Genomic DNA, 11,864 nt, shown 5'->3' on the forward strand with positions numbered 1-11,864 from the left:
ATTAAGCCGATTAATTAATACACCAGCTCTAGTTGTCTAAGGTAATCTTCGGTATTTTCGGGCGAAATCATGTAGATTTTTCCGGATTTCATGGTGATTTGTATTTTCTTGTTGAGATTGGTAACATACCAAACGTCATTTCCATTAAAATAACCAAAATAACCAAACAATCCTCCAACTCCAAAGGTTCGAATATTGAATTTTTTTCCTGTAATTATCTCGACATTTGCTAATTCCTCTCTTACTATTTTGAAATTGACGAAGCTGTTTTTAATTAAAATATTCTTTTGCGCATCCACAGAAATTTCCGGAATCATCAAATAGGACGAAATTAATGCAATGCAAACTACTGCCACAGGAAATAGTAGAAAAAAAGCTTTTTCGGTAAAAATTTCATAACCGCCAAAACCAATTACAACAAGGCAAATTAAACCAAAAAGAATAGTAAAAATCTTGGTTTGAAGATCCATTTTGGCTGTTGGAAAAGTTTTCATTTTCTCAAAATAAAAGGAAAAATTGAAGTTGAAATTAGTCTTTTGAGGAAGTAAAAATCCCGCTGAGCAATGATGTGATTAATGAAAGTGCGATGCTGAAAATAAATGCCCACCAGAATCCATCAACTTGCATCCCATCGATAAAATAATCGGCAATTAAAATTACCAAAGCATTGATTACTAGAGAAAAAAGTCCGAGGGTAAGAATTGTTAATGGTAATCCTAAAATTTTCAGAATTGGAGTAACAATTAAATTTAAAACACCTAAGACGATGGCAAAAACAATTGCCGTAGAAAATCCATCGATGTGAACACCTGATAATACTTTGGTAAGGAAAAAAGCAACTATAGCAGTTACTAAAAGTCTGATAATTAAGTTCATATAAATTATAATTTAGTTAATACATCGTTTGATATTTTCTTAAATGTCATGGATTTTCCGATCCATTTGAATTTCCAAAAACCTCGTACTTTTAAGATTCCATCTTTGGTTAAACTAGCGGAAGAATCCCAATATCTACCGGAGGTGGCATCATAGATTTTTCCATTTTCCCACGAATGATTGTGAGCATTATAGCGCAATCCTTCTAGAATTTCCATTCCGAGTATTTTTCTTTTACGAAGAGCAGGGTTGGGATTTTCCGTATCGTAGCGCTTATTCATAGGTTTTCCGCTGCCCAAAGTTTGATCGAACCATAGTACTTTTGCCCGAAATTCATTATTTAATTTATACACTTCTACCGCTACACTTTTATCCGTGGCAAGCCAACTTCCCAAAACAAAATCTGCTTTGGTTTGCCCACTCATATTGAAAAAAATAAAGCTGAACGCTATTAAAAAGAATCTTTCCATCATTCGATGCAATATACAAGTTGTTTGCCATTTTTTCAAGAAAAATCGTGAAATTTTTACATTTTAATTAAAAAAATTACAATAAAAGAAAAATCCCAACTCAAAGCTGGGATTTTATACTAATTTATTATGTCTTCTTTAGAAACTCAGCACTCTCACATCAATTCTTCTATTTTGTGCTTTGCATTCGTCGGTATCATTGGCTTCGCAAACCGGGAATTGCGAACCATATCCTTCCGCTTCTATTCTGTCGGCAGAAATTCCCATTTCTAGCAATTTCAATTTTGCAGTTTGTGCACGAAGGTTTGATAATTTCAAGTTGCTACTTTCGTTTCCGGTATTGTCGGTATAGCCACCTAATTTTACTTTCAGATTAGGATAAGCATTCATGATTTCGGCCAAATTATTAAGTTGCGCTTCGGAACCAGGCTTCAAATCTCCGCTTCCACTTTGGAAATAAAGGTTTTCAATGGTGTACCATTGGTTGGGATCAAGAATCTTTTGATCTTCCAATTTCACTCCGTTATACAAAGCATACAACTGGCTGTTTTCTCCGATAGCAATGGATTTATTGGTTAATTTAATTTCTTGAATATCACCAGTATCATACACAAAATCTCCTTCTTCATTCAGGCTACCTTTTACTTCTTGGGCTTCTAATGAAGTTCCTGCGTTCATTCCTTGGACAGCAACAGTTGTAGCGGCCATAGTTCCAGCATTTGCCATCAAAGATTCTAATTTTAATTTTCTGTTTTCCTCGATTTTATCTTTATGTAAAATAGCCAATGTAGGCGCTATTACCAATGAAACAATCGACATTAATTTGATTAAAATATTCATCGAAGGACCGGAAGTATCTTTGAACGGATCTCCGACTGTATCTCCGGTTACGGACGCTTTGTGAGGATCAGAACCTTTGTAATAAGTTTGTCCATTGATATCAACACCTTTTTCAAAAGATTTTTTTGCATTGTCCCAAGCTCCACCAGCGTTATTCTGGAACATTCCCATCAACACGCCGGAAACAGTAGCTCCTGCTAAAAATCCACCTAAAACTTCAGGCCCAAAAATAAAACCAACAAGAAGTGGGGAAACGATCGCAATTGCTCCCGGAAGTAACATTTTTTTAATGGAAGCATCCGTAGAGATCGCGACACATTTCTCGTACTCAGGGGTGGCTTTTCCTTCAAGAATTCCGGGGATTTCTCTGAATTGTCGTCTCACTTCCTCCACCATGGCCATTGCAGCTTGCCCAACAGCGGTGATGGCTAATGAAGAAAATATAAACGGAATCATTGCTCCAACAAACAATCCAGCTAAAACATCAGCGCGATAAATATCAATTCCATCGATACCCGCAATTCCAACGAAAGCTGCAAATAAAGCCAAAGCCGTTAATGCTGCTGATGCGATTGCAAAACCTTTTCCTGTTGCAGCGGTAGTATTTCCAACAGCATCCAAAATGTCTGTTCTTTCTCGAACTTCCTTCGGTAATTCGCTCATTTCAGCAATACCACCAGCGTTATCAGCGATAGGACCGAAAGCGTCAATTGCTAATTGCATTGCAGTTGTAGCCATCATTCCGGCTGCTGCGATTGCGACTCCATAAAGTCCTGCGCAAAGAAAAGATCCATAAATTCCACCAGCTAAAACCAAAATCGGTAATAAGGTAGATTCCATTCCGACAGATAAACCACCAATAATATTGGTTGCGTGACCAGTTGAAGATTGTTTTACGATACTTTTTACAGGTCTTTTGCCCATTGCGGTATAATATTCGGTAATGATACTCATCAATGTTCCTACAATTAATCCTACTATGATGGCTCCGAAAACACCCATTTTTGTGAATTCATGACCTCTTAAAGTCATTGTTTCCGGCAATAAATAATTAACAAGAAAATAAGAGGAAACCGCTGTAAGTATGATACTCCCCCAATTTCCTAAATTCAAGGCATTTTGCACAGGTGCGGTATCCAATTCTGTTTGATCTGCAATTTTCACAAATAAAGTTCCAATCATTGAAAAAATAATTCCCGTTCCTGCGATAAGCATTGGCAAAAGAATCGGTGCATAACCACCGAAGGCATCTTGTGAAAAAGTTTCTCTACCCAAAACCATTGTTGCTAAAACAGTTGCTACATAAGAACCGAACAAATCCGCACCCATTCCGGCGACATCTCCTACATTGTCGCCCACGTTATCCGCAATTGTAGCTGGATTTCGGGGATCATCTTCCGGGATACCCGCTTCTACTTTACCTACTAAATCAGCACCTACATCGGCAGCTTTGGTGTAAATACCGCCACCAACTCTTGCAAATAGTGCAATAGATTCTGCTCCCAATGAAAATCCGGTAAGAATTTCGATGGTTTTTTCCATTTCATGAGAATCAACGGGCGAACCCGGTGCGAAAATTTGCTTAATGATCAGGTATAAAGCACCTAATCCCAAAACCGCCAAACCAGCAACACCCATTCCCATGACGGAACCACCGGTAAAAGAAACTTTCAAAGCTTTAGATAAAGAAGTTTTCGCGGCTTCGGCAGTTCTAACATTAGCTTTTGTGGCGATTTTCATCCCAATAAAACCTGCTAATGCCGAAAGAATTGCGCCAACAATAAATGCCAAACCGATGCTCCAATGGGAATTAGCATTCGATGCGCCCATCACACCAAGCAAAATAGATACAATGACCACAAAATACAGCATGATTTTGTATTCTGCTTTTAAGAAAGCCATTGCACCATCCGCTATGTGACCGCTGATTTCTTTCATCCGATCGTTTCCCGCGTTTTGTTTACTCACCCATGCGCTTTGAACAAAGGTGTAGATTAAGGCCAAAATACCAAAAATAGGTACTAAAATAAATAGATTCATAGATTATTTTTTAATGTTAACAAATTGTTAAATAAAACCTTAAATCTAAAGTACACATTTATTTTCAAATACCTGTATTTTTTTTCATGAAGAAAATCAACAAAAAAAAACAGATGCGAACATCTGTTTTTATTATAAATAAAAAGTATTTTGGATTAACCGCCAAATTTACTTGCGTAATCTTTCTGAGAAGCTTTGATCACTTTTTTAGCATGTTCAGCTCCGTAAACTTCTTCAATTCTACATTTTGCCGGCTCATCCGGAAGATTTTTGTAGGTCAGGAAGTAGTGCATCAATCGCTTGATTTCTGCTTGTGGTAATTCTGAAACATCGCGGAAATGTCCAAAAGCGTGATCACCCTTCATCACCGCAACGATTTTATCATCTGCTTCTCCTTTATCAATCATTTTGAAACCTCCGATTGGAATTGCCTCCATCAACATTCCTCCTGCGTGAATATTGTGCGAACTTAGCACACAAATATCAAGTGGATCTAAATCTCCAACAGTAACATCTGTTGCACCACTTTCGATGGCCAATTTCAGCACTTCATCGTGGCAATACGTTCTTGGAATAAATCCGTACAAAGCTGGAATAATATTGGAAAACTGTTGCGGACGGTCAACTTTAAGGTAACCACTTTGTTTATCGATTTCGTATTTGATGGTATCGGAAGGAACGATTTCTACAAAAACGTTCACAACATCTGGCGCTTCTGCACCTGCAGAAATCCCATGCCAAGGATGTGCTTTAAAATTTGGTATCATTTATTTATATTAATTTACTATTAAATTTTCTTTTCTTAATTCTTCTAAACAATTCGCGATGAAATCTTCTTCATTCATATAATTCATCAAAAAAATTGTTTTATAATCGTCCAAAGATAAATTGTTGCCTAGATTTTCATAGGTTTTATGAAGCAAATGCAACATGTTATTTTTGCAATTGGCTACATTTTTCCAAGTTTTAGCGGTGATATAAAGCTGTTGTGATGCATTATAATCAAATTCGTCATTAATCGTCTTTTCAATTAGAAAAACAAATTCGTGAGGAGCAAGATTTTTATCAAATTTTGTGACTAAATTCGAGGGTTTTAACCTCTCTAAAAAAAGGGTGAGTCGCTCGTAAGCATGAACCCGCTGTTCGGAATTGCCTTTAATTGTTAATAATTTTATTTCCTGATTTTTGAGTTTAATATAGCTAAAAACAAACTGCCTGATGAAAACCACAAATGGCAATGCTACCAACAGAGCAAAAGCATACGGAAAATAAGGCGAATCGATCATTGTTTTTTTAAGGTGCAAAATTAGTGATAATTCTGTATTTCTTCCACAACTTTTTCAATAAAGTAAATTTGTTGTTGCTCAGCAGTGGATACGGGTACGAAAAACTCCCAAAACGCTCGTTAAACTTGGCCACATTTTCTATTTCGCTGCCCATAAAATCGAAATCTTTATCATCAATAAATTCTTGCAAACATTGATCAATCATTATAGAAGGAAAATTCGGATTAATCTGCGGAAATCGATTGATAAACAAACTCAAATACCTACGATTTTTTCCTTCATATAAATAAACGAAAGATTGAACATTGTTCTTAAATTCCAAAATCCTGAGTTGACCAATTTTGTTTTCGAGAAGTTTTTCGAAAATTTGAAAATAATGGCGATTATCCGCTTCCTTAAAAGTTCCTTTTATATTTTTTAAAAAGAAACTCTTGTCGATTTCTTGCCAATCATTTTTCACCTTGATATTTCCTACCAAATCACCAATAATACGCACGTTTCGACGACGATGACTACTATAATTTTTCTTTACGATCGAGTAATCATTTTTCTGAATTAAATAAGAAGTTTTCTTCTGAACATGCTGGGAAAACTGATTATCACCATTAAAAGCGTAAATAGCTACCAAAAAATTTTGGTCTAAAAAATCATAAAATTTTTGATTAATTTTAGGATCATCATTTTCAGAAAACACCCCTAACTGTTGACAAAGTTTGGGCATCAAAATAAAAGTAAACCCATATTTTCGTAAATAAGAAACAGGCATAATCGCTTCATAATTTCCATAAACCAAAAGAAACCACTGGCGATTCGAAACGATATCTAAAAATTGATAATCAGCGTAATCTGTATTTTGAATAGCTTTTTCTAAAAACCGAGAATATCGATCAAAATCAATTTCGTTGTACTTAATTATTTTAATCATAACAAATTTTCGTCAGCAAAACTGAAATAAGAATTTTGTGAAATAATTAAATGATCCAAAAGTTGAATATTGAGCAATTTTCCTGCATCGCTGATTTGTTTGGTGATTCGCAAATCCTCTTGGCTGGGTTTGAGATTTCCTGACGGATGGTTGTGAGCAATGCCAATTGCGGTAGCAAAACATTCCAATGCAGTCTTAAACAAAATCCGGATATCAACAACCGATTGGTTAATTCCTCCCGAAAAAAGTTTGGATTTTCCTAAAACTTTATTGTTTTGGTTTAGAAAAACTACCCAAAATTCCTCCGTTTGCAAATCTGATAAATACGGATGTAAAACCGAATAAAAATCTTTGCTGTCGCTGATTTTCACTCTTTCTGGAACTTCTTGTGAAGCCCTTCTGCGACCGATTTCGAGTGCCGTGGCAATAGAAACAGCTTTTGCTTCGCCTACTCCTTTAAATTTCATTAAATCTGAAAGGGAAAGCAATGATAAATTGTGCCAATTATTCCCTACCGAATTCAAAATTTTTCTACTTAAATCCACTGCGGAATCTTCCCGATTGCCGCTACCCATAATGATTGCCAGCAATTCTGCATCAGAAAGAGAATTTTTACCTTTCAGTAAAAATTTTTCCCGTGGTCGGTCGTCTTCCGCTAGAAACTTTATGGACATGGTGAAGGTTATTTAATGCTGAATATTCAATCTTTTAAAATTACTAAAAAAAATATGAATGGGAATTCCAATTACAATTAAGAAATGATTTGACCATCTTTCATCACAAATTTTCGATCTGTAATGGCCGCTAAACCCGCATTGTGCGTTACGATAACAAATGTTTGGTTGTACTTATCACGAAGATCAAAAAAAAGTTGGTGCAAATCGTCTGCATTTTTGGAATCTAAATTTCCTGTGGGTTCGTCTGCAAAAATAATCTTCGGTGAATTGATCAATGCTCTTGCAACCGCAGCTCTTTGCGCTTCACCACCCGACATTTCGTTGGGTTTATGATGAAGTCGGTGCGCGATATTCAAATCTTCAAACAGTGAGTATGCTTTTTCCAAAGACTCTTTTTCATTTTTCCCGGAAATTCTGGTCGGTAGCAATACGTTTTCTAAAGCCGTAAATTCCGGTAGAAGTTGATGAAATTGAAAGACAAAACCAATATTTTCATTGCGAAATTTAGAAAGTTGGCGGTCATTCATATTAATAAAGGATTTCCCTGCCAAAGCGATTTCTGTATCGAAATTTTTAGGATCCGTGGGAGTATCGAGCGTTCCAAGAATCTGCAGAAGCGTAGATTTTCCGGCGCCGGATTCTCCAACGATAGAAACAACCTCTCCCTCCAAGATATGAATATCGACTCCTTTCAAAACCTCTAAATCTCCGTATGATTTATGAATATTTTTTGCTCTTATCATAACTTCAAAAATAGTGAAAATGATTGTAATATTTAAAGAAAAAAATCCTTCCAAAAATATTTTGAAAGGATTTTGAAATATGTTTTATGAAAACTAGAGCAATAAAGTCAAAGGCTGCTCCAAATAAGTTCTCAAAGTTTGCAAAAATTCTGCTCCCGTAGCGCCATCGACTACTCTGTGGTCACATGCCAATGAAAGTTTCATGGTGTTTCCAACAACGATTTGACCATCTTTCACGATAGGTTTTTCTATAATTGCACCTACGGAAAGAATCGCGGAATTCGGTTGATTGATAATTGAAGTAAAGGTTTCGATACCAAACATTCCCAGGTTGGAAATAGAAAAAGTAGAACCTTCCATCTCATTGGCTTTCAATCCTTTAGACTTCGCTCTACCTGCCAAGTCTTTTACCGCAGCGGAAATCTGATTGTAGTTCATTTGATCTGCATTTTTCAAAACAGGAACCACCAAACCATCTGGAATTGCTACTGCCACACCAACATTGATATTACCGTGGTGAACAATTTTATCAGCATGCCATGTAGAATTCACTTGTGGATGTTTTCTTAATGCCATTGCGGTAGCTTTAATCACCATATCGTTGAATGAAATTTTGGTATCCGGTAGGGAATTAATTTCTTTTCTGGCCTCAATTGCTTTATCCATGTTGATTTCTACAATCAGATAATAGTGTGGCGCAGTGAATTTACTTTCAGAAAGTCTTTTTGCAATGATGTTTCTCACCTGAGAATTTGGCGTTTCAGAATCTTCTCCTTGAACAAAATTCATTACTTGTGGAGCTGATTTTGTTTCAGTTTCAGCCGGTTTCGGTTGATTTGAAGAAGTTGCAGCAGGGCTGAAACCTTCAACATCTTTTTTAACAATTCTTCCGTTTTCACCCGTTCCTTTCAAAGCATGAACATCGATGCCTTTTTCCTCCGCAATTTTCTTGGCTAAAGGAGAAATTGCAATTCTTTCATTTGATGAACTTGCAACCGGCGCAGTTTGTGACTCCGTCAATTTTTCTACTTTCTCTTCAGCAACTGGTTGAGATTCGGATTTTTTTCCACCTCCGGAAAGAATTCCGGAAACATCAGTTCCTGCTGGACCAATAATAGCTAAAACTGCATCTACAGGGCTTGCTCCACCTTCTTCGGTACCGATATATAAAAGATTTCCGTTGAATTCTGATTCGAAATCTTGAACAGCTTTATCTGTTTCTATTTCTGCTAAAATATCGCCTTCTTTAACGGAATCTCCTACTTTTTTATGCCATTTCGCTACTTTTCCTTCAGTCATTGTATCCGAAAGACGAGGCATGGTAATAATTTCAACACCTGCAGGAACTTCAGCAGCAGTTTGCGCTTCTTCTTTTTCCACAGGTTTTGTAGTTTCCACAGCAGTAACATTATCTTCAGTTTTATTTTCTTCAGGAATTCCTGCAGCTTCATTTCCACCTTTTAAATCTGAAATATCTTCACCTGCCTCACCGATAATAGCCAAGACCGCATCAACGGGAGAAGATCCACCCTCTTCGGTGCCGATGTATAGAAGTGTTCCGTTGAATTCCGATTCGAAATCCTGAACGGCTTTATCGGTTTCAATTTCAGCCAAAATATCTCCTTCTTTTACTGGATCACCAACTTTTTTGTGCCATTTAGCCACTTTACCATCCGTCATTGTATCGGAAAGACGCGGCATTGTAATTACTTCAGCCATATATTTTTCTTATTTAAAATTTAAAAACGATTGCGAGAAAGTCTGTTTTCGTTTTCAAAATAAATGATTAATTATTTTCTAATTTATTAAGGAATGGATAATCTTCTTGCGCGTAAACGTATGCGTACAATTTATCTGCAGTTGGATAAGGAGATTGTTCCATAAATTCTACACATTCTTCAACGAATTCTTTTGATTTTTCGTCAAGAGCACTTAACTCATCTTCGGTCGCCCAATTATTGTCCAGAATTTTTTTCTTCACGATTTCGATAGGATCATCCTTTTTATGTTCAGCTACCTCGTCTTTAGTTCTGTAAGGTTCCGCATCTGACATCGAGTGACCTCTGTATCGGTAAGTTCTTGCCTCGATAAAAGTTGGTCCGTCTCCTCTTCTTGCTCTTTCGATGGCTTCGTATGCCGCTTCAGCTACTTTTTCAGGATCCATCGCGTCTACAGGAAAACATGGCATTTCATAACCAAGTCCTAATTTGTAGATATCTTCGTGGTTAGCAGTTCTTTTTACAGAAGTTCCCATCGCATATTGATTGTTTTCTACAACGAAAACTACAGGAAGTTTCCAGTTCATCGCCATGTTGAAGGTTTCATGAAGAGAACCTTGTCTTGCTGCCCCATCACCGAAGAAACAGATATTCACGCCACCAGTTTCGAAATATTTATCAGCAAAAGCGATTCCTGCTCCCAAAGGAATTTGACCGCCAACAATACCGTGGCCACCATAGAATCTTTTTTCTTTGCTAAAAATGTGCATTGAACCACCCATTCCACCTGAAGTTCCCGTAGCTTTACCGCAAATCTCCGCCATAATCCTTTTCGGATCAACCCCCATCGCCATAGGATGGATGTGGCATCGGTAAGCGGTAATCATGCTGTCTTTTGTAAGATCCATTGCATGTGCAAAACCAGCGGGAATTGCTTCCTGCCCATTGTATAAATGCAAAAACCCACGGATTTTCTGTTTGAGGTAAAGAGATCGGCATTTGTCTTCAAACCTTCTCCACATCGTCATTTCTTCATACCATTTAAGGTACACATCTTTTGAAAATTCTTTCATATTTAATCGAAATATTTAGCAAAAATAATAAAAAACTTTGTCTTTACTGCTAGCTTATCTTGATAAATATTAATTATAAACAGATAAAAAAACTTATTTTTGAGTCACTATTTATTTTTATGTTCAAAAATACCACTACAACGAAAACTAAGGTTTGGAAAATCATTTCCGATTTCTTCAATCCTCTCACCTCTCTTTTCCTGTATTTTTTGTATTCCAGTTATGAAAATTACTCGGTACAAGAAACTATTCGTCGCTTTTTACCTTTATTTCTTTTAACGGCACTTCCTATTTCAATATGGATTTTCTGGAATGTGAAGACAGGGAAGTATTCCAACATGGACGTTTCCAACCGTATACAACGAAAAAGTCTTTATTTCTTTATTATCGCTGCTATTGCCGGATATCTTCTGTATGATTTTGCCGTTAATAAAAATGCTGATCTGATAATGGTTTTTATCATGGTTTTACTTATAGTAATGCAGATCAGCAATTATTTTATCAAAAGTTCCATGCATACCGCTTTCAACCTTTTCGTTGCAGCTTTATTTTTTTCAAGCAATCCCATATTGGGAATGGTATGGTTTTTCATAACGATTATTGTAGGAATATCCCGAGTTATTCTGAAAAGACACACCGTAGGAGAAGTCCTTTCCGGCGCCCTTATCGCAGGTTTCATATCTTTTATTTATCTTTATACCCATATCCAAATTCAGCATTAAAACTATGAAAATAAATCAGCTCACCCATGCCGAAGAACTTTTAATGACCATCCTTTGGAAACTGAATTCCGCTTACATGAAAGAGGTAATGGAGCAATATCCCGAACCAAAACCTCACCAAAATACAGTTTCTACTTTTATAAAAATTTTGGTGGAAAAAGAATTTTTAACCACAGAAAAAGAAGGCCGAATCTTTAAATACCGGGTTGCAATCCCTTTTGAAGACTATCGCGAGTACCGAACCAAATCTTTTGTGGAGCAATATTTCGGAAATTCCGGAAGCGAACTGGTAAAAACTCTCGTTGATGTAAAACTGCTTAATCCTTCCGAACTTACCGATCTTTTCGGGACCAAAATTCCTGAACAGGAAAATCCGATCAGTGATTTTGTAGAAGAATTAACTTCGGGTAAGAAAACCGGCAAAAAGGATAAGAAGAAAAAGAAAGAAAAAAAGAAAAAATAAAATTTTTCTCCTTAACGCTACTTCAGTCCAT

The 11,864-nt window shown here is 36.5% G+C and carries 13 protein-coding genes; 2 read left to right on the forward strand and 11 right to left on the reverse strand.

Annotated features, from left to right (window positions below; genetic code table 11):
• Window positions 1-14: 14 nt before the first annotated feature.
• From H0S70_RS04720 to pdhA, 11 genes are all read right to left on the reverse strand, one after another.
• A complete protein-coding gene (locus H0S70_RS04720; protein WP_188321881.1) occupies window positions 15-494 on the reverse strand; it encodes a PH domain-containing protein in 480 nt (159 codons plus the stop codon).
• A 34-nt stretch (window positions 495-528) separates the two neighbouring features.
• Window positions 529-876 carry a phage holin family protein gene (locus H0S70_RS04725; protein WP_123247686.1) on the reverse strand — a complete coding sequence of 116 codons (348 nt, stop codon included), beginning with the start codon at window positions 874-876 and terminating at the stop codon, window positions 529-531.
• Between the two features lie 5 nt (window positions 877-881).
• A complete protein-coding gene (locus H0S70_RS04730; protein WP_188321882.1) occupies window positions 882-1,301 on the reverse strand; it encodes a DUF2147 domain-containing protein in 420 nt (139 codons plus the stop codon).
• A gap of 183 nt (window positions 1,302-1,484) precedes the next feature.
• On the reverse strand, window positions 1,485-4,226 hold the full coding sequence (locus H0S70_RS04735) for a sodium-translocating pyrophosphatase (protein WP_188321883.1): 2,742 nt from the start codon (window positions 4,224-4,226) through the stop codon (window positions 1,485-1,487).
• 155 nt (window positions 4,227-4,381) lie between these two features.
• Window positions 4,382-4,993 carry an inorganic pyrophosphatase gene (locus tag H0S70_RS04740; protein WP_123247683.1) on the reverse strand — a complete coding sequence of 204 codons (612 nt, stop codon included), beginning with the start codon at window positions 4,991-4,993 and terminating at the stop codon, window positions 4,382-4,384.
• 9 nt (window positions 4,994-5,002) lie between these two features.
• Window positions 5,003-5,512, reverse strand: a complete 510-nt coding sequence (locus H0S70_RS04745; RefSeq protein WP_188321884.1) for a DUF7935 family protein — start codon at window positions 5,510-5,512, stop codon at window positions 5,003-5,005.
• Window positions 5,513-5,519: 7 nt separating this feature from the next.
• Complete coding sequence (locus H0S70_RS04750; protein WP_188321885.1) at window positions 5,520-6,437, reverse strand: hypothetical protein; 918 nt, start codon at window positions 6,435-6,437, stop codon at window positions 5,520-5,522.
• Window positions 6,434-7,111, reverse strand: a complete 678-nt coding sequence (gene radC, locus H0S70_RS04755) for a RadC family protein (protein WP_188321886.1) — start codon at window positions 7,109-7,111, stop codon at window positions 6,434-6,436. The genes H0S70_RS04750 and radC overlap by 4 nt, the downstream gene beginning before the upstream one ends.
• Window positions 7,112-7,188: 77 nt before the next feature.
• Complete coding sequence (locus H0S70_RS04760; RefSeq protein ID WP_031503200.1) at window positions 7,189-7,857, reverse strand: ABC transporter ATP-binding protein; 669 nt, start codon at window positions 7,855-7,857, stop codon at window positions 7,189-7,191.
• A gap of 93 nt (window positions 7,858-7,950) precedes the next feature.
• Entirely contained in the window at window positions 7,951-9,576 is a 1,626-nt protein-coding gene (locus tag H0S70_RS04765; RefSeq protein WP_188321887.1) for a pyruvate dehydrogenase complex dihydrolipoamide acetyltransferase, read from the reverse strand.
• A 67-nt stretch (window positions 9,577-9,643) separates the two neighbouring features.
• Window positions 9,644-10,648, reverse strand: coding sequence for a pyruvate dehydrogenase (acetyl-transferring) E1 component subunit alpha (pdhA, locus tag H0S70_RS04770; RefSeq protein WP_031503198.1), 1,005 nt, complete (start codon window positions 10,646-10,648; stop codon window positions 9,644-9,646).
• Window positions 10,649-10,767: 119 nt separating this feature from the next.
• Here pdhA and H0S70_RS04775 point away from each other — a divergent pair, with 119 nt between their 5' ends.
• Together H0S70_RS04775 and H0S70_RS04780 are read left to right on the forward strand one after the other, a co-directional pair.
• A complete protein-coding gene (locus H0S70_RS04775; protein WP_188321888.1) occupies window positions 10,768-11,370 on the forward strand; it encodes a phosphatase PAP2 family protein in 603 nt (200 codons plus the stop codon).
• Between the two features lie 4 nt (window positions 11,371-11,374).
• Window positions 11,375-11,833, forward strand: coding sequence for a BlaI/MecI/CopY family transcriptional regulator (locus tag H0S70_RS04780; protein ID WP_123247676.1), 459 nt, complete (start codon window positions 11,375-11,377; stop codon window positions 11,831-11,833).
• The last annotated feature ends 31 nt before the right edge of the window (window positions 11,834-11,864 follow it).

This window comes from Chryseobacterium manosquense (assembly GCF_014623485.1).
Lineage (GTDB): Bacteria > Bacteroidota > Bacteroidia > Flavobacteriales > Weeksellaceae > Kaistella > Kaistella haifensis.

Excerpts from the sequence above, each read along its gene's own strand:
- H0S70_RS04720 (WP_188321881.1), bottom strand. The coding sequence starts at position 494 with ATGAAAACTTTTCCAACAGCCAAAATGGATCTTCAAACCAAGATTTTT.
- H0S70_RS04725 (WP_123247686.1), bottom strand. The coding sequence starts at position 876 with ATGAACTTAATTATCAGACTTTTAGTAACTGCTATAGTTGCTTTTTTC.
- H0S70_RS04730 (WP_188321882.1), bottom strand. The coding sequence starts at position 1,301 with ATGAGTGGGCAAACCAAAGCAGATTTTGTTTTGGGAAGTTGGCTTGCC.
- H0S70_RS04735 (WP_188321883.1), bottom strand. The coding sequence starts at position 4,226 with ATGAATCTATTTATTTTAGTACCTATTTTTGGTATTTTGGCCTTAATC.
- H0S70_RS04740 (WP_123247683.1), bottom strand. The coding sequence starts at position 4,993 with ATGATACCAAATTTTAAAGCACATCCTTGGCATGGGATTTCTGCAGGT.
- H0S70_RS04745 (WP_188321884.1), bottom strand. The coding sequence starts at position 5,512 with ATGATCGATTCGCCTTATTTTCCGTATGCTTTTGCTCTGTTGGTAGCA.
- H0S70_RS04750 (WP_188321885.1), bottom strand. The coding sequence starts at position 6,437 with ATGATTAAAATAATTAAGTACAACGAAATTGATTTTGATCGATATTCT.
- radC (WP_188321886.1), bottom strand. The coding sequence starts at position 7,111 with ATGTCCATAAAGTTTCTAGCGGAAGACGACCGACCACGGGAAAAATTT.
- H0S70_RS04760 (WP_031503200.1), bottom strand. The coding sequence starts at position 7,857 with ATGATAAGAGCAAAAAATATTCATAAATCATACGGAGATTTAGAGGTT.
- H0S70_RS04765 (WP_188321887.1), bottom strand. The coding sequence starts at position 9,576 with ATGGCTGAAGTAATTACAATGCCGCGTCTTTCCGATACAATGACGGAT.
- pdhA (WP_031503198.1), bottom strand. The coding sequence starts at position 10,648 with ATGAAAGAATTTTCAAAAGATGTGTACCTTAAATGGTATGAAGAAATG.
- H0S70_RS04775 (WP_188321888.1), top strand. The coding sequence starts at position 10,768 with ATGTTCAAAAATACCACTACAACGAAAACTAAGGTTTGGAAAATCATT.
- H0S70_RS04780 (WP_123247676.1), top strand. The coding sequence starts at position 11,375 with ATGAAAATAAATCAGCTCACCCATGCCGAAGAACTTTTAATGACCATC.